This is a genomic window from Neptunomonas japonica DSM 18939, from assembly GCF_000422765.1.
Taxonomy (GTDB): Bacteria; Pseudomonadota; Gammaproteobacteria; order Pseudomonadales; family Balneatricaceae; genus Neptunomonas; species Neptunomonas japonica.
Window position 1 is genome coordinate 1 of sequence record NZ_AUGR01000017.1, and the last position, 17,424, is coordinate 17,424.

Here is a 17,424-nt window from a genome sequence, read left to right on the forward strand (position 1 = left end):
TACAGATCTACCTCAGGACGGGGCGTTAGCTCAGTTGGTAGAGCAGTTGGCTTTTAACCAATTGGTCATAGGTTCAAATCCTATACGCCCCACCATCCTAGTGTGATTTGTAACATGCAGTAACTCCCTCATTTATTGCTTAACTATTCTCTTTTCTTACGGTATTCATATTTCTGAATGGTTCTTCGTTATTTGCTGCTGCATGATCTTTAGCCCGTATTTACTTCGATTTAGTTGTGCGGCTTCCTAAGAGGAGCTTTGCACTGTGTTAGTATTCATTTAAAACGAACAATGAAAAAAGGCTCATGACCTTTTACCGCGTTAATAGTATTCAAAGTATGGTTACAACGTGATGAAAACGAATTTAATTACGCGTGAAGGCTATGAAGCCCTGCAAAAAGAGTTGAAGTACCTGTGGCTTGAATATCGTCCTGAAATAACCAAAAAAGTCACCTGGGCTGCAAGCTTAGGGGACCGCAGTGAAAATGCTGATTATCAATATAACAAGAAGATTTTACGGGAAATTGATAGGCGAGTTAGGTACGTCAGAAAATGCCTTGATCAGCTAAAAATTGTTGATTACTCTCCTCAGCAAGATGGCAAGGTTTTTTTTGGGGCTTGGGTTGAAATTGCGAATGAAGATGACGAAATTAAGAAAATCCGAATCGTGGGCGGTGATGAGATCTATGGTCGCAATGACTATATCTCGATTGACTCGCCTATGGCGCGAGCTTTGCTCAAAAAGGGAGTCGATGATGAAGTAGTTGTTCTCACACCAAAGGGAGAAAAACTTTGGTTTGTGAATAGTATTTCGTATTGTGAGCCTCTAATAGAATGAGTGGACTCGTCTGGACCAGAAGGCAGTTTGATGTTTAAGCGATGGGCGTTGAATATTGTAACGCTTTTAGTATTGATGAGTTTCTCGTTAGGTCTTACAGCGGCTACCTTGGCGATTAAAATTGAAGGAGTCAGTAAAGACCAAGTAGAAAATATCCGCTCTATGCTGAGTCTTGCGCCTTTAGAAGGAAAAGAGATCGCTAGCCTGAGCCGAGTAAGGTATTTATATGCTAAAGCTGATGACGAAATCCATAAAGCGCTTCAGCCTTTTGGGCTATATCGTCCTAAAATTAGTTCCCAGTTCGTTGAAGAAAGCGACCATTGGCTTGCTCACTTTAAGATTGAGCCGGGTGAGCTTTTGCCAATAGGTTTTTTGGATATTCAATTAAAGGGTGAGGCACTACAAGATGATGCTTTTAATTCAGTCTTGCTGAGGACCCCTTTACGTACTGGATCCCCTTTAGTTCATGGTGTTTATGAAGGTTTAAAAAAGCAGTTGCGCTCGTTAGCGGCTGAACGTGGCTATTATCAAGGGGAGTTTACTGAGCACCGAGTAGAGGTTGATCTACTCAGCTATCAGGCTCGTATTACTCTGCATTATGATAGTGGCCCGAGATTTCGTATCGGTGATATTGTTTTTACTGATAGCCCTTTAGCAGATGACTTTTTGATGCGATATGTACCGTTTAAGCGCGGTGATCCTGTGCAAAATAAGAGCTTGCTGAATTTGCAGGAGGCGCTTGTTGATAGCGATTATTTTCAGCAGGTTGAAGTGCGCCCGCGTTGGGATAAGGCCACAGAGGCTGACGTACCTATCGAAGTGATGCTCAATGCACAAAAGCGTACTAAGTATAGCGCGGGTTTTGGTTATGGCACGGATACTGGGGCCAGAATGACGCTAGGCATGACGCGCCGTTGGGTTAATAAGCGGGGGCATCAGTTCAACACTCAGTTAAGAGCGTCGCAGATCCGCTCTAATTTGGCAGCAGAATATGTGATTCCTGGATTACGGCCTCAACAGGATAGGTACGCGGTGAACCTTAGCTTGAATGAAGAGCATTCTGATAATGTTGATAACAGTAACCTGTACTTGGGAACCTCTTGGCAAAAGCAGCAAGGGCGTTGGCGGCAAGTGGCGGCACTTGGTTGGCAGCAAGAAGAGTTCAAGATAGGTAATGAAACAACGCAGAGTACTTTTCTTATTCCACGTATTAGTTTTTCAACCGTTTCTACTCAAGACCGCTTGAATGTTAAAAATGGCTACCGCCTTACATTGCAGGCGTTAGGGGGCGCTGATCAACTACTCTCCGATACCAACTTTATACAGTTGAAGTTTGGCGCTAAAACTGTGCATAGCATTGCCTCAAAGTGGCGGGTGTTAGGGCGGATAGATGTAGGCACAACCTTTGTGGATGACTTTGATAAATTACCCGTATCGCAGCGTTTCTTTGCAGGTGGTGACAGCAGTGTACGGGGGTATGAGTATCAGAGCCTAAGTCCCAAAGATGCGGATGGCGAAATAATGGGTGGACAAAACCTGTTAGTGGGCAGTCTCGAAATTGACTACCGCTTTAAAGGGAACTGGGGTGTGGCAGCTTTTATCGATTCAGGCAGTGCCTTTAAAGATATCCAAGCAAATTTGAGCACCGGAGTCGGAGTCGGTTTACGTTGGTTTTCGCCGATAGGGCCTGTACGTATTGATATTGCTGTACCGCAAAGCGGTGATAAGAACGGTATCCGCTTACATTTGAATTTGGGACCGGATCTGTGAAGCTTATTTATAAGCGTCTCGCTTGGGGTGTGCTAGCTACTTTCTCAGTATTTGTTGCACTTTTTCTGGCGGCTTTTATTTACTTTGGTGTGACGACGCAGGGGTTGCAGCAGTTAATATCGCTTGGGCAGCGTTGGCTTCCTGGGGAACTGCAAATCGAATATGTTGAAGGTACTCTGTTGGATAAGGTTTCATTGCGGAGCGTGAGCTACCAAGATGAAAGTATGGATGTTAGCTTCAGGCAGCTACAGTGGGTTTGGTCTCCTAAGGCGCTGTTGAGCGGGCTTATCGATGTCCAGAGTATTTCATTAGAACATCCCGTTATTACTCTGCATGCCAGTACGGCTGAGGCTGCTTCTGTAGAGCCACCTACAAAGTCGCTGCTTCCTCTTTCCATGCCTGATATTGTGCTACCGTTACAGCTACGTATTGAAAACCTTCAATTAAAACAGTTGGTGTTGAATCAAGCGAAAAAGACTAATCAGGCTGAATCTGAGCCTATATTAATCCACTATCTCAAGTTGACAATGCACTCTGCAGAAAAAGCAGTAATAGTGGACGAGTTGCGGTTTATGGCTCAGCAAGGGCTGTTACAACTAGATGCCCAAGTCGCTGGTAAGGTTCAGCCACAAGGCGCTTATCCATTTTTATTGTCAACGCAGTGGAAAGTACAGCAACCAGAAAAGAAGGCTCTAGAAGGAAGAGGAACCCTGTCGGGTGGCCTTACAAAGTTAGCAATGCAGCAGCAGTTATCGGGCATGTTCGATGGCGCAGTGACACTGTTGTTAAGGTTGTCGGCTGATACCTTATTTGTAGACGAATTGCAGATAATGCAGGCAGGAGACGAAGCGGGAACAGGTGCCGGGGTGTTTTTAAGCGGAGAAGTTTCGGATTTACAAAAAACAGCAACAATTGCTATTGATGGACGCTGGGAGAACGTAAATTACCCACTCCAAGGCGATGCTGTTTATAGCAGTAAGCGTGGCAAGGTTAAGCTTTCGGGCAATATTGGAAATTACCATCTGAGGTTAGATAGTGAATTAGTTGGGTTGAGTGTGCCTGAAGGGCGCTGGGTTCTTGAGGCAGACGGCAATACACAAGGTTTTAGTGCATTTACTCTACAGGGTGACACATTAGAAGGGCAGTTGTTGGGTAATGGTAATGTTGTCTGGTTACCCTCTTTGAGTTGGCAATTAGATATTAAAGGGGAGCAAGTTAACCCAGGCAGCCAGTGGGAAGAATGGCCGGCAAAGTTGGACTTCCTCTTGAGTAGTTCTGGGTCGTTACAAGCGAGTGGGGGAGTGCAACTAAAAGCTGATTTAACCTCGCTGCAAGGGACATTACGTAATCAGCCCATTGAGGGAAATGCGGGAGTCTCGCTAGCGGGTTCTGAACTGACAATTAAACAGCTGCAGCTTAATGTTGCTAATGCTCAGCTGCAAGCGACAGGTGTTGCTGGGCAGCAGATGAATTTAAAGTGGCTGCTAAATGCTCCTTCACTTGCAAGTGTTCTTCCTAATGCTGAGGGCTACTTAACGGGGAACGGCACGTTACATGGCCCTTTAGATCAGCTTCAACTTATTGCTAATCTAAAAGGAAGTGGGCTTAAGTTTGAAAGTTATCAACTCGACAAACTTGATGCCGGTCTGGATATCGACCTCAGTGCACAACGGCGCTCCAATGTCCTTGTGAAAGCCGCTAACTTGAGTTTAGCGGGGCAGCGTTGGCAGTCCTTGCTCATAGAGGGAGAAGGAACGCCTTTGCAACACCAGCTAACGATGGCGTTGGAGCAGGGGCCTGCAGATGTGACTTTACAAGCAAAAGGCCAGTGGGAAAACTTGCAATGGAGTGGCTCATTAACCCAAACTGACCTACAAAATGAGTTAATGGGAACGTGGCAGCTTTTGCATACCGTGAGTGTGACGGGCAGTGCTGATGAAGCGACATTAGATGACTTTTGTTTGCAGCGTATTCCTAACGATGCTGCGGGTAGTGATCAGATATGTGTTACAACCGAGTGGTCGAAAAAGAACGGAAGCCAGGGGCGCTTTAACGTTTCTCAGTTAGCGTTGAGTTTATTTGAGCCGTTGTTGCCTACGGGCACATACGCAGCAGGAGAAGTGCATGGTCAGGGTACTTTTCAGCAAAGAAATGGCGAAAAACCAGACTTCTCTGCCAGTATTAACGTTGTTGCAAGCCAGTTGCATTTGGAAGACACCAATTTAAGTGTTAAAGCAGGTGATCTGCGTTTGTTATTAAGTGGTAAGCAGTCACGCATCAAAGCAGACCTGCTGCTGCCTCTGATTCAGCCTGTTGGGCAGGTAGAGGCGTCGATCGTAGTAGATGACGCCTATGGTGAGGGTAAGCTAACAGGCTCCTTGCAAGCGGCTCTGAGTGATCTTGTATTTGTTTCTCTATTTTCGCCTGAACTACAAGCGGTTAAAGGTCAGGTTGAGTCGAAGCTGGCACTGCGTGGTTCTTTGAAAAAGCCGCAAGTTAAGGGGTATCTAAAACTTCAAGAAGGTCGAGCTGAGTTACCTGCATTAGGTATTACATTGGACGCTATTAATCTAGAAGTTCATGATCAGCCGGCAACGGATCAGCTGAGGCTTAGTGGCTCACTAGATTCAGGAAAAGGGGCGCTTGCGTTGTCAGGAGTGCTTGATCCTTTGAATTATTCTGGTCAGATAAAGCTTGAGGGCAAAGATTTTCAATTGACAGCAACTAATGCAATTCAGGCGTGGGTCTCGCCTGATCTTAGCTTATCTATTACGCCCGAGTTGGTGTCGGTGCGTGGTGAAATTAAAATCCCTAAAGCACAATTGTCGCCACCGAAAGTGACATCTACCACGCCGTTATCTTCAGATGTTGTTATTGTCGGTTCTAACTCGGTGCGTGCAGCGCCAGTGCCGGTCAAGCAGGCTCTTGATGCCCAAGTTCGTATCACGTTAGGCGACAAGGTTGAAGTTGATGCGGTTGGTTTTCAAGGGCGTTTAGAGGGCAGTGTACTAGTGGAAGATGATGGTCGTCGTGCAACACGTGCGACCGGTAGTATGGCTGTGGCTGCGGGTAAATATCGCCTCTATGGACAAGACCTTAATATTGAACGGGGTAGCTTAGTGTTTAGTGGTGGCCCTGTCGATAACCCAGGTTTAGATCTTCGCGTATCACGTATTGTGGAAGAGGTAACGGCAGGAGCAAAGGTGAGCGGCACATTAAAAGAGCCGCGCTTGACGTTATTTTCTGAGCCAAGTATGCCGGAAAGTAGTTTGCTCTCTTACCTTCTTTTTGGGCGAGCCCCAGGTGCTGCAAGTTCATCTGCTTCTGAGCAAGAGTTACTTTTTAGAGCCGCATCAGCACTGACACTAAAAGGCGGCAACGTTATTGCTGAAAAACTTTCAGACCTTTTTGATGTCAATGAACTAGGGCTTGAAGGAGATTCACTTAACGATACATCATTCTATATTGGTAAATATTTATCGCCTAAATTGTATGTGAAGTATGGCGTGGGGATACTTGAGCCCACCAGTACTTTTTTCATGCGTTACCTATTGAGCAAGCGTTGGAGTATCGAGTCACAAACTGGCACTAACAGTAGTGGCGGTGACATTATTTATACCTTTGAGCACTGATCCGTATAACAATAATGTACGTATTGGGTAAAAAATATAAAGAATATCAGTAACCTGCCGACATATTGGATAGTTACTGATGAGATACTAAAGTAAGTATGCAAACTGAAAGAGTACAGGCGCGAATAGAGACGTATACATCGTCATTGCCACAGGCAGTGACGGCGTCTCATGGTGCTCAGTTTGCGATGCTACTAAGCCTGATATCAACCAATCAATCAAACAGTTATGAATACTCGCCTCAAGCGGCTCAGCAAGAGCGTGGAGAAGGCTTTACACTTCCAGAAGAGCGTTATCCATCGGTTGATGAGCTGCATACGCCTTACCTTATTGAACGTTTAAATCACTCGGTTAATGATAAGTTACCAGGTGACTTTGCCTACATTAATAGCCATATAGATGCGCGCTCCAATATAGCAAGGGTGCGTCGTGAAGCTGCTGATGAATTCGCCAAAATGGCGCTGTTATCGTCAGGGCGCTTAATGTTGGATCAGATCGGCAAAGCGCAAACATCAGTACCTTCTGTCTCTGTGCAGGCTTAGATGTAAGCTTGAATCTAACGAACATAATTAAATAATCGCTTAAAATCTAGTGCAAGTGCCCTCCAAAATAGTATTACTCTCTAACTACATGTTTTTAATATGCGGTGACACTTTTGCTTTTAAACACAGCACACTACACTGGCTTTTTTATTTTGGGATGCTAATAGCATGGATGGGAAAAACCAAAAGCAAGCAATGCTATTGGGAATCAGCGCTGTATTGCTCTGGTCAACCGTAGCCACTGCATTTAAGTTGGCGTTACAGCATTTAACACCGCTGCAGTTACTCTCAATTGCGAGTGTAACCTCGGTAGCAATTTTGTTTTTGGCGGTGCTTAGAAAGCATCCATGGCATGACGTAGTGACTTGTTGGAAAAAAGCTCCGCTGAGATTCGCTGTGCTGGGGGCACTTAATCCCTTTTTATATTATGTGATCCTCTTTCAGGCGTATGACCTATTGCCAGCTCAGCAAGCGCAACCGCTTAACTATACGTGGGCGTTAGTATTGTCGTTGTTAGCGGTGCCTATATTGGGGCAATCATTGCAGCGTTCAGATCTTGTTGCACTTGTTCTAGGCTATTTTGGTGTCTTGGTGATCTCCACACGAGGCAACTTATTGGGCATGGAGTTTGATAGTGGCTTGGGTGTTGCGTTAGCGCTGGTTAGCACTGTTCTGTGGGCGCTGTATTGGTTGATCAATGCAAAAAATGATACGCCTTCAGAAATATCTCTATTGTTGTGCTTCTTAAACGGAACGCCGTTGGTGTTATTAGCCACATTACTGGTGGATGGTATGCCTAGTGGTATGGAGGGTGTTTTAAGCGCGATTTATGTTGGCTTTTTTGAGATGGGTATTACATTCATGTTGTGGATGAATGCGATGAAGCTAGCAACCCATACTAGCCGAGTCAGCAACTTGATCTTTTTATCTCCTTTTCTGTCGCTAATTTTAATTCACAGTATCTTAGGAGAGGAGATTGGCGGGGCTACTTACATAGGTTTAATAATGATTGTTTCAGCGGTGGCTTATCAACAATATGCGGCTTATAAAACTAAGCCGCAGAGCTGATGAGGTTCAGGTCCATTGAATCAGTTCTTCGATAGTGTCTTCGACTTTCCACCACTCATCCGGGTCGTCTCCGTTTTGCCAGCCGCTAGCGATACATCGCACTTGTGTTTCTAGGGCGGCTGATGCGACACGAGCGCAGTCAAGATCTTTCACCCAAGGGGTTTTATCTGATTGGAACCACACGCTGATCCACGCTTTTCCTGCGGCACGCTCATGAATGAAAACTGGAATAACAGTGCCCGCAATGGTTACTGAAAACTCATGTGTATGTTTCTCTGCTGCATCTTGTGAAGTCGAGATTTCGCTGTCGTCCCCGAGTGTTGATAACCAACTCTGGATGGAGCTAATTGAGCGGTTTTTGATGTAGATTTCAATATCCGGGTGGCGCTGTTCATTCATTGCAGTTTATCAATACAGTTAGGTTGAAGGAGGCGGCCAGTATGCGGTTCTTGGCGAGGATGATCAAGAGGTGCGTACCTTAGGGGTAGATATTCCTTTTAAGCAAAGATCATGTATCCTTCCTCGCAGTATCTTATTTATGAAGGGTTTGGAATGAACAAAAAAGCAGTCATAGGATGTGTATCTGTATTGGGGCTCTCCGCAATTTACCTTGCCGGTGTGTATTACTCGGGACAAGAAGCCAATAAATTTATACAGCAGGCAGTTGAGCAAGCTCAGGTTCAATCCAGTGGAAAGGCCTTTATCCATGTAGAAGCAAAACCAGGTTTTTACTCGTCAAGTTATCAACTTGTTTATACCCCAACAGAGCTACCTGAAAGTGCTGAAGAGTGGATGGGTGGCCGTGATATTCCGTTTAACCTTGAAGTGAAACATGGCTTTTGGGGTGCAGATTCAACACTGGTATTGGCTGAAGGAAGCTTGTTAACCAAGCTGAAAACACTACAGACCAATGCTGCTAGTGCTCCGTTTGTTTTGGAGACGCAACAGCGCTTTAATCCATTTTCTAAGCAGCTGGCGGTGAGTGGTGAATTTGAAACGGACCAATTCGTTGTGCAATCAGAAGAAGGAGCAGCAACAGTTGGCGCTATGCAGATGGATTTTGATCAACAAGGGCGCGATTTTACGCTTGATTTGGTAATGCAAGACAGTGGCATTGATACCCAAGATTATAAATTGTCTGTTAAAGGCATTACGGGTACGGAGAGTGGTCGTTTAGATCATGATGATCCTCTGCAAGCGGTGATGGCAGAAACCTTAGAAGCACTGTTTAATATTGAGCAGATTCTCGTTGAGAGTGAAGTCTATAACGTTGAGGCTAAAGGTTTGCGTCTAGGCGTACAGCAGAGTCTTAATGATGGCCGGATGCTTACCTCTATTGGTTATGCAGCAGACTCTTTTCAAGTTGTAGAGGCAGGAAAAACAGCCCCTGCTTTCATTGATCCAAATCTAAAGCTCAGTTTTGATCTGGACTTTGCAGCAACACGTGAGCTGGCAATCATGTTGCAAGGTATGCAAAGTGACCCTGATACTATGCACCAGCAAATGGAAGGTATTCTAGTTGTGGCTGATAGTGTGACCGAAAAAGGCATTGGTGCAGATATTAATGACTTATCAGTTGGCTGGGAAGGTCATAAAGCGCAAGGTAGTGCAGAGCTTGATATCGCACCTTTTCAGGCATCTGAAATAATGATGCAGCCCGATAAAATTAGACAGTACTTAACCTTGGATGCGCAGTTCGCTGTTCCAGTAGCAATGCTGGAAGCGATGCCAGATTACAACCCAGAGCAAATAAATGCATTCGTACAGATGGGCTTTGTACAGAAACAAGGTAACAATTACAAAGTAGAGCTTCAGCTAAAAAAAGGTGAAGTCACATTGAATGGGCAAACAGTGCCGATGTAAATGGGAAAGCGTACTTTAGGGTGCGCTTTAATTATGGGGTTGTATGTTCAATTGTTAATATAATTTATTTATAAATATTAATTGCTTATAATTTAATGCCTGCCGCTGCTTTAAAAAAATCATTTTTTTAAAATATCACACCTATACTCAAGTCTGTATTGTTTTAGCTGAGGCTATCTATATGGACATTAGAAGTAAACTTTTGATGCTGGTTGCTTTCATGATTATTAGCACGCTAATAATGTTCGGGCTCCAGCGCTACACCATCTATAATATCGAGCTATTTGATAAGTCTATTTATCAGGTGAGTGAACTAGAAAGTAATATGTTGTTGCTGCGCCGCCATGAAAAAGATTTTTTAGCGCGCAGTGATAGGAAATATATTGCTAAATTTAATAACTCCTCTCAACAGTTTGATAATAAAATATCTAATATTAAGAAAGATTTAAGCTCGCTTAGTGTTTCCAGTGAGTCTATGGATCAGCTTAGTAGCATTCTTCAAATCTATAATAAAAGCTTTAATGAGTTGGCGCAGAAAAAAATTCAAATCGGACTGGACCAAAACTCTGGATTACGAGGCTCATTGAGGTCGTCGGTTAAGCTAGCAGAGGGAGAAGTAAGGGAATTACTTGATTACAAAATACTCTCAGAGATTTTGCAGCTTAGGCGTAATGAAAAAGATTTCTTGTTGCGAAAGGATTTGAAGTATCTGGATAAATTTTCTAAGAACTATTCAAAGATTAAATTAACGCTTAAAAATAGTGGGATACCTCAAACTCAACTTGCTGGTATTAATAAAAAACTCGATAACTATCAACGTGACTTTCTTGCTTTAGTGAAAACGTATGAAGAAGTTGGTTTGAATAGTAAGTCTGGTTTGCTAGGGGGGATGCGTAAGACTATACACCAATCAGAAGAGGTTCTTGCTGATACCGTTTCTTATATTATAGAAGTATCCTCTGAAAAAATTGAAAGCCTTAAAACGCTATCAATAATTATTTCTATTGTGATAGGGCTCATCTCTTCGGGTTTTGCTTTATATATTGCGATAAGCATTATTAGACCTCTGGCAGCACTCAATGGGGTTATGTCTAAAGCGAGAGAAAATAAAGATTTAACCTTGGAATTCCATAGTAATAGTAAAGATGAAATTACGACTATGGGGCAGAGCTTTAATAATATGATGAATGAATTTAAGGCATTAATGAGTGAGGTTAATAATTCATCTATACAATTGAGTAGCGCTGCTGAAGAGGTGTCTTCTATTGCTGTTGAGACAGCGCAAGGTCTTGATTCACAAAGAGATGAGGTTTTGCAGGTAGCTTCGGCTATTAATGAAATGAATGGTGCAATGGTAGAGATATCAAAAAATACTGATATGACTGCAGCAACAGCACAAGAGTCTCAGACGAGTGCCGTTAAAAGCCAGAAAATAATAGAAAAGGCGATTGCAGATATTGAGTTGATGGCATCAGAAGCGGAACTATCATCTGCTGCTATTTCAAAGTTAGAAGAAGAGAGTAATGCTATATGTTCTGTATTAGAGGTAATAAAAGGGATTGCTGAGCAGACTAACTTGCTGGCACTTAATGCTGCAATTGAAGCGGCTAGAGCTGGAGATTCAGGTCGAGGGTTTGCCGTTGTTGCTGATGAGGTTCGCGCGCTTGCGGCGAGAACACAATCATCAACTGTCGAAATTGATGCGATGATTTCTTCACTTCAACAGCAAACAGAAATCGTCGCTGTGATGACTAATAAATCTGTTGAATTGAGTCGTATCAGCGCACAAGGAGCGGCTGATAGCATAGATTCGCTAAATGTAATCATGACAGGAGCTGAGCATATTGTTGATATGACAGCGCAAGTTGCAACGGCGGTTGAAGAGCAGTCTGCTGTTGCTAGTACGATTACAATGAATACGGATCGAATAAAAGATATTGTCGAGCTATCAAGTGAGCAGGTGGGGCAGAACTCTTTGGCAAGTGAAGACGTAGCCAAGCAAGCAACGTTATTACATTCGGTAATCTCTAAGTTTAAAACGGTGTGATTCAATGATAGTGAGGAGCAAAACGCTCCTCACTTTTTCTTATTTTCATCACTAATCAAAAAACGAAATATCCGCAGGATGCTCAAGCTTATGTAGCCTGCAAGGGCTAGCAAAACACCTATGGCAACCAGAGCCATTCCTAAGAGAGCAACTAGTTCTTGTTGTAGTGATTGGCCAAATAAGAATTCTGCGATGGTAATCAGCAGTATGCCCAGCATACATAGGCCAAAACCACTGATCAGTAGTATTAGGTTTTGTTGGTAGTTATCAGCCTGCTTTATCAAGCGGCGCTTTGCTGCTTTCCATCTCATAAACGGCGGAAAAAGCCTAAATTGACATGAAATGTTAGATGAAGTGGTGCAGAGGCGAGTAATGCCGCCATGCTGTCGTCATTGATGCGCTGGCTATGAGGGGTCATATCTAGAAGTGCTCGAATATCTTGCTCAGATTGCAACGAAAACTCAAAGCGTAATGTGTCCACTTTTTCACAGCTAAAGTGTTCAGCTAACTCTGTTGTCGGGTCATACTCAGAGACTTTTATCTCTTTGTAGATGCTTTGGCGTAGTTCCAGTAAATGTTCTTGTGCAGGCCACGCTAGTAGCAATAAACCCTCAGGTTTAACAACTTTGGCAAATGCTGCTGGCATTAGACGGCTGAACATCACGAGTAACAGATCTTGGCTTTGTTCGGGTACTGGCATCTGTGCACCGGATGCGACTAGCCACTGAATAGATTTACTACGTCGACAAGCCGCTTTGACCGCGTGCTTTGAGATGTCGAGACCGATGATCTCAACATCGGTATTACTCAATGCTTTTTCTACTTGAGCAGTGTAGTAGCCTTCACCACAGCCCATATCTAGCAGACGAGAATTGGGTTTGTTTGTCAGCTCTAGTTGAACGCTTTCGCTGACTTTATCGGCTAACGGCTGATAGTAGTGCTGATCGAGAAAATGTGTCCTAGCTGCCACCATCTGGGGGTTGTCACCTGGATCTTTGGAGCGCTTGCGCTGCACCAATAATAGATTCCAATAACCCTGCTTAGCCTGGTCGTAACTGTGATTTTGTTCACATGACAAAGAGTGCTCCTTTTGTGTTAAAGCAAGGGAGCAAACAGGGCAGGTTAGGTGGCCGCTAGTAACATTCATTATTCAGGTCGCTTATTTTGCTGAAGAGAGTAGGCGAGCCAGAATATTTTCATACAGATCACTCAGTATATCGAGATCTTTTACTTTCACTCGCTCGTCTATCTGATGAATGGTGGCATTCACAGGTCCAAGCTCAAGAACTTGTGCGCCTGTAGGCGCAATAAAGCGTCCATCAGATGTGCCGCCCGCTGTTGATAACTCAGTGTCCATACCGGTAACCGCTTTGATTGCTTGCTGTGCGGCTTCTACTAAGTTGCCTTCGGCGGTGAGGAAAGGGTTGCCTGATAAGATCCAATCGATATCCCATTCAAGGTTATGGCGATCAAGTGTGTCTCTGACGCTCTCTTTTAACTGCTCGGCTGTTACTTCTGTTGAGAAACGGAAGTTGAAATCGATCTCTACCTCACCAGGGACAACATTATTTGCACCTGTACCTGCATGGATATTTGAAATCTGAAAGCTTGTTGGTGGGAAAAAGTCATTACCCTCATCCCATACAGTAGCTGCCAGTTCAGTTAATGCCGGCGCTGCTTCGTGAATGGGGTTTCGTACAAGGTGTGGGTAAGCAACATGGCCTTGTATTCCGGCGACTTTAAGCTTGCCACTGAGTGAGCCGCGGCGGCCGTTTTTAATAGTATCGCCGGTTTTATCGGTGCTAGAAGGCTCGCCTACGATGCACCAGTCGATTTTTTCTTGGCGTGCTTCCAGGTGATCAATAACGCGTGTTGTTCCATTAATAAACGGGCCTTCTTCATCGCTCGTAATTAATAATGCGATGGAGCCTGTATGGTCAGGGTGGTGTTCAATAAAGCGTTCCAGTGATGTAATGAAAGCCGCAATACTGCCCTTCATATCTGCCGTGCCGCGTCCATATAAGTAACCTTCTACAATAGTAGGTTCAAATGGAGGGTGAGACCAATTTTCAACAGGGCCTGTAGGAACAACATCAGTATGCCCAGCAAAGCAAAATAGCGGGCTTTGTGTACCACGACGAGCCCAAAAGTTGCTAACATCTTCGAAAGGTAGGCGTTCGATCACAAAACCTAATGCTTCCAGTCTTTCAATTAGAAGCTCCTGACAACCAGCATCTTCTGGTGTGACTGAAGGGCGTGAAACTAGCTCTTTAGTGAGTTCGACTGTCGGTGACAGGATCGGCATATCAGGGCTCCGGGGGTACTAGATAGAGGATAAGATAGAATGCAGTGCAGCGTGCAATAGGTGTTGGTCAGAAGGTGCAGACTTGGAGTTCTCGATGTGAAAACATCGGTTACTCCAAGCCTACATAAGCATATTAGTTATGCTTATGAAGTTCCGCATTCAGCTCGATGGCTGACTTGTTGGTTTTAACTTCAATACGACCGTTTTGTGAATTACGACGGAACAGTAAATCAGATTTTCCAGCGAGTTCGCCCGCTTTAACGGTGCTGACTTCGTTGTTCTGATCATCGAGTAGCGTTACTTTTGAGCCAGCAGTAACATACAAGCCTGCTTCAACAGTACAACGGTCACCTAGTGGCAAGCCTAAGCCTGCATTCGCACCGAGCAGGCAGTTATCGCCAACAGAGATAATCACATTGTTACCGCCAGATAGCGTGCCCATAGTAGAGCAACCGCCACCCAAGTCTGAACCATTACCCACAACAACACCGGCAGAAATACGTCCTTCAACCATGCTGACACCCATAGTACCGGCATTGAAGTTGATGAAGCCTTCGTGCATGACTGTTGTGCCTTCGCCTACATAGGCACCTAGACGCACACGTGAAGTAGCTGCTACACGAACGCCTTCAGGAACCACGTAGTTGGCCATTTTAGGGAATTTGTCCACAGAGTGGACATCTAATACGCGCCCTTGAGCACGTGCAGACAACTGACGACGTGGTAAGTCAGCGAGTGATACAGCGCCTTCGTTTGTCCAAGCAACGTTTGGTAGTAAGCCGAACATGCCCGACAGATCGATACCGTGAGGTTTAACCAAACGATGTGAAAGTAAAGCTAGCTTTAGGTAAACTTCAGGCGTCGATGCTGGAGAGCTATCTGTTTCTAGAATAGTGATGACCAGTGATTGTTGTGTACCTTTAAGTACTTCAACCACTTCAGCCTGGTCTTCTGCATCCACGCTTAGGAAAGCGGCTTCTAGATCTTTTAGCTGTGCTTCACAGATTTCGATAGCGGCATCACCACCTTCGTAATTCAGCTTTTCAGCAACTGCACTAATCAGTGCATCAGACGGGTTTAGGATCGGTGCGTTGTAGTAAATTTCTAACCAGTCACCGTTAGAAGATTGGGTACCAATACCCAGACCAAATGCAAAGTAGCTCATGTTTTAATTCCGCCTAGACGTCAAATTTGAAAAATTTCTGTGTATTCGTTTTCTTTAAAGCCGACAAACCGTTGTGGAGCCGCATCTGCTGAGCTGATCTCCAATACCGGACGTTTAATAATCGCCGGGTTTTCCAGCATCAGCGAACGGGCTGATGCTGCATCGATATTCTCTTTGATAGCATCGGATAACTGACGCCATGTTGTGCCGCGCTTATTCAATAGGATTTCCCAACCGAGCGAGTCGATGAGTGGATCCAGTTGCGCTTCTGTTAGTCCATCTTTACGAAAGTCATGAAACTGGAATTCAATATTATTGATATCCAACCATTTACGCGCTTTCTTGATTGTATCGCAATTTTTAATACCAAAAAGCGTAATACTCATATTGATTCTCTCTTTGTTGCTTTTTAGTGTAAACCTTCAACAAAACGCTTAATACGTTGGGCACCTTCAACACACTCTTCAAGTGTTGCCACTAAGGCCATGCGTACATAGCCGGCACCGGGTACACCACCTTCAGCTTCACGTGATAGATAGCTGCCTGGTAGTACTGTCATGTTTTGCTCGGCAAAAAGCTGTTGTGCAAAAAGATCATCTGCTATCGGTGTTTTTGCCCATAAATAGAAGCTGGCTTCTGGTTGCTGTATATCCATCACTGGCGAAAGGATTTCAACGACGCGTGCGAACTTTTCGCGGTATTGGTCGCGGTTCTCTTTCACGTGAGCTTCATCCTGCCATGCAGCAATTGATGCAATCTGGTGTTGTACTGGCATAGAGCAGCCATGATAGGTGCGATATTCCAAGAAAGGCTTCATTAATTTAGCATCTCCGGCAATAAAACCCGAACGCAAACCTGGCAAATTAGAGCGCTTAGATAAGCTATGCATGACCACGCACTTATCAAAGTCGTTGCGGCCTAAACGAGCACAGGCTTCAAGCAAGCCAACTGGCGGGTTTGCTTCATCTAAATATATTTCGGAGTAGCACTCATCTGAGGCAATGATGAAGTTGTATTGATCAGCCAATGCAATGAGCTTTTTTAGAGTGTCAAAATCAGTCACTGCCCCAGTTGGGTTGCTAGGAGAGCAGAGAAATAGAATCTGGCAGTGTTCCCATACGTCACTAGAGACCGCATCATAATCGGGAATAAAACCGTTTTCACCTAAGCAGCTTAGGTAATAAGGTTCGGCACCTGCTAGGTAAGCAGCGCCTTCATAGATTTGATAAAAAGGGTTGGGTGATATTACCAATGCGCCTTCTTTGCGCTCAACAGCTGCTTGAGTAAAGGCAAATATCGCTTCCCGTGTTCCGTTAACCGGTAGTACATGCTGATCTGCTGTTAATGTATTTGCCGTTAAATGAAAGCGGCGAGTACACCAGTCGGCAATAGTTTTACGTAATTCAGGAATACCCTTGGTGGTTGGGTAATTTGATAGTGCATTAAGATTGTCGGTCAGTGTTTGAACAACAAAAGCAGGAGATTTATGTTTTGGTTCGCCAATAGAGAACGCGATATGTGGCAATTCAGCGGGAGGTGTGACCTGCGCTTTCAGTTCTGCCAGCTTTTCAAAAGGGTAGGGTTGAAGACGCGCTAAATCCCGGTTCATAAATATTTCCTGCTCTGGGGTGAGGCTGTTATCAAAAATAGGCTGGAAATTATACCGGATGCGGCGGTGTCTATTAAGTGTTTCCTCTTTGATATGTCGATGTGAGGCTTACTTGTACGACTATATTTGCTTTGTGGAGCTGTTAGGAAGGTGTTTTTTAGAGGTTTTTAGATAAAACTAAAAAAACGCTCCGGCGTAAATTGTGGGGGGAACATGCCGGAACGTTGGGTGCAGGGGGAGATTACCCTTTAGCTAGCAGGCTGAACTCATCAGCACTTAACTGTCCATCTTTGTTTAAGTCCAGTGTTTCAAACTGCGCTAATACAGGTTCATGTATTTTTGCTTCGTCAGCGCTAATCATCTGGTTCGCATCAACATCTAATAAAACGAATAAATCAGTTCCGCCTGCTGGTTGAGCAATGGCAGTAGCTGAAGCAAAAGTGAAAGCAGCGATAGTCATTAATTTTTTCATGGGTTATCTCTCTTTATGTCGTGATTGGATACCCGATGTATTGCTTAAAATGTGCCACGCTTTGCTTTTTTCTTTTAAAACAGTTGTTTAGATGTTTCTGAAGTGTTGTTTTG

At 44.3% G+C, this 17,424-nt stretch carries 15 protein-coding genes and 1 tRNA gene; 8 read left to right on the forward strand and 8 right to left on the reverse strand.

Annotation, left to right across the window (positions count from 1 at the left end):
* The first annotated feature begins 19 nt into the window (after positions 1–19).
* The 6 genes from G511_RS0111865 (at position 20) to G511_RS0111890 (ending at position 7,850) form a co-directional block, all read left to right on the forward strand.
* Positions 20–95: transfer RNA gene (locus G511_RS0111865), tRNA-Lys, on the forward strand.
* A gap of 257 nt (positions 96–352) precedes the next feature.
* Positions 353–838 (forward strand): transcription elongation factor GreB, encoded by a 486-nt coding sequence (gene greB, locus G511_RS0111870; RefSeq protein WP_028469813.1) that lies wholly within the window; start codon positions 353–355, stop codon positions 836–838.
* Positions 839–868: 30 nt separating this feature from the next.
* Complete coding sequence (locus G511_RS0111875; RefSeq protein ID WP_028469814.1) at positions 869–2,608, forward strand: autotransporter assembly complex protein TamA; 1,740 nt, start codon at positions 869–871, stop codon at positions 2,606–2,608.
* Positions 2,605–6,240, forward strand: a complete 3,636-nt coding sequence (locus tag G511_RS0111880) for a translocation/assembly module TamB domain-containing protein (RefSeq protein WP_028469815.1) — start codon at positions 2,605–2,607, stop codon at positions 6,238–6,240. Before G511_RS0111875 ends, G511_RS0111880 begins: the two co-directional genes overlap by 4 nt.
* Before the next feature lie 98 nt (positions 6,241–6,338).
* Positions 6,339–6,782: an IreB family regulatory phosphoprotein gene (locus G511_RS0111885; RefSeq protein WP_028469816.1), complete on the forward strand. Its 444-nt coding sequence runs from the start codon at positions 6,339–6,341 to the stop codon at positions 6,780–6,782.
* A gap of 168 nt (positions 6,783–6,950) precedes the next feature.
* Positions 6,951–7,850 carry a DMT family transporter gene (locus G511_RS0111890; RefSeq protein ID WP_028469817.1) on the forward strand — a complete coding sequence of 300 codons (900 nt, stop codon included), beginning with the start codon at positions 6,951–6,953 and terminating at the stop codon, positions 7,848–7,850.
* A gap of 6 nt (positions 7,851–7,856) precedes the next feature.
* Here G511_RS0111890 and G511_RS0111895 read toward each other — a convergent pair whose 3' ends face one another.
* Positions 7,857–8,249 carry a hypothetical protein gene (locus tag G511_RS0111895; protein ID WP_028469818.1) on the reverse strand — a complete coding sequence of 131 codons (393 nt, stop codon included), beginning with the start codon at positions 8,247–8,249 and terminating at the stop codon, positions 7,857–7,859.
* Positions 8,250–8,402: 153 nt separating this feature from the next.
* On the opposite strand from G511_RS0111895, the gene G511_RS0111900 reads away from it, so the two are divergent.
* Positions 8,403–9,713: a DUF945 family protein gene (locus tag G511_RS0111900; protein WP_036551959.1), complete on the forward strand. Its 1,311-nt coding sequence runs from the start codon at positions 8,403–8,405 to the stop codon at positions 9,711–9,713.
* Between the two features lie 181 nt (positions 9,714–9,894).
* Positions 9,895–11,760 carry a methyl-accepting chemotaxis protein gene (locus G511_RS0111905; protein ID WP_028469820.1) on the forward strand — a complete coding sequence of 622 codons (1,866 nt, stop codon included), beginning with the start codon at positions 9,895–9,897 and terminating at the stop codon, positions 11,758–11,760.
* A gap of 29 nt (positions 11,761–11,789) precedes the next feature.
* Here G511_RS0111905 and G511_RS0111910 read toward each other — a convergent pair whose 3' ends face one another.
* The 7 genes from G511_RS0111910 to G511_RS0111940 form a co-directional block, all read right to left on the reverse strand.
* On the reverse strand, positions 11,790–12,071 hold the full coding sequence (locus G511_RS0111910; RefSeq protein ID WP_028469821.1) for a hypothetical protein: 282 nt from the start codon (positions 12,069–12,071) through the stop codon (positions 11,790–11,792).
* A complete protein-coding gene (locus G511_RS0111915) occupies positions 12,068–12,907 on the reverse strand; it encodes a putative RNA methyltransferase (protein WP_028469822.1) in 840 nt (279 codons plus the stop codon). The genes G511_RS0111910 and G511_RS0111915 overlap by 4 nt, the downstream gene beginning before the upstream one ends.
* 12 nt (positions 12,908–12,919) lie before the next feature.
* Positions 12,920–14,065, reverse strand: coding sequence for a succinyl-diaminopimelate desuccinylase (gene dapE / locus G511_RS0111920; RefSeq protein ID WP_156905209.1), 1,146 nt, complete (start codon positions 14,063–14,065; stop codon positions 12,920–12,922).
* A 133-nt stretch (positions 14,066–14,198) separates the two neighbouring features.
* A complete protein-coding gene (dapD, locus tag G511_RS0111925) occupies positions 14,199–15,230 on the reverse strand; it encodes a 2,3,4,5-tetrahydropyridine-2,6-dicarboxylate N-succinyltransferase (RefSeq protein WP_028469824.1) in 1,032 nt (343 codons plus the stop codon).
* A gap of 20 nt (positions 15,231–15,250) precedes the next feature.
* Positions 15,251–15,616 (reverse strand): ArsC family reductase, encoded by a 366-nt coding sequence (locus G511_RS0111930; RefSeq protein WP_028469825.1) that lies wholly within the window; start codon positions 15,614–15,616, stop codon positions 15,251–15,253.
* Positions 15,617–15,639: 23 nt separating this feature from the next.
* Entirely contained in the window at positions 15,640–16,839 is a 1,200-nt protein-coding gene (gene dapC / locus G511_RS0111935; RefSeq protein WP_028469826.1) for a succinyldiaminopimelate transaminase, read from the reverse strand.
* 241 nt (positions 16,840–17,080) lie between these two features.
* Positions 17,081–17,311 (reverse strand): EF-hand domain-containing protein, encoded by a 231-nt coding sequence (locus G511_RS0111940; RefSeq protein WP_028469827.1) that lies wholly within the window; start codon positions 17,309–17,311, stop codon positions 17,081–17,083.
* Between the last annotated feature and the right edge of the window lie 113 nt (positions 17,312–17,424).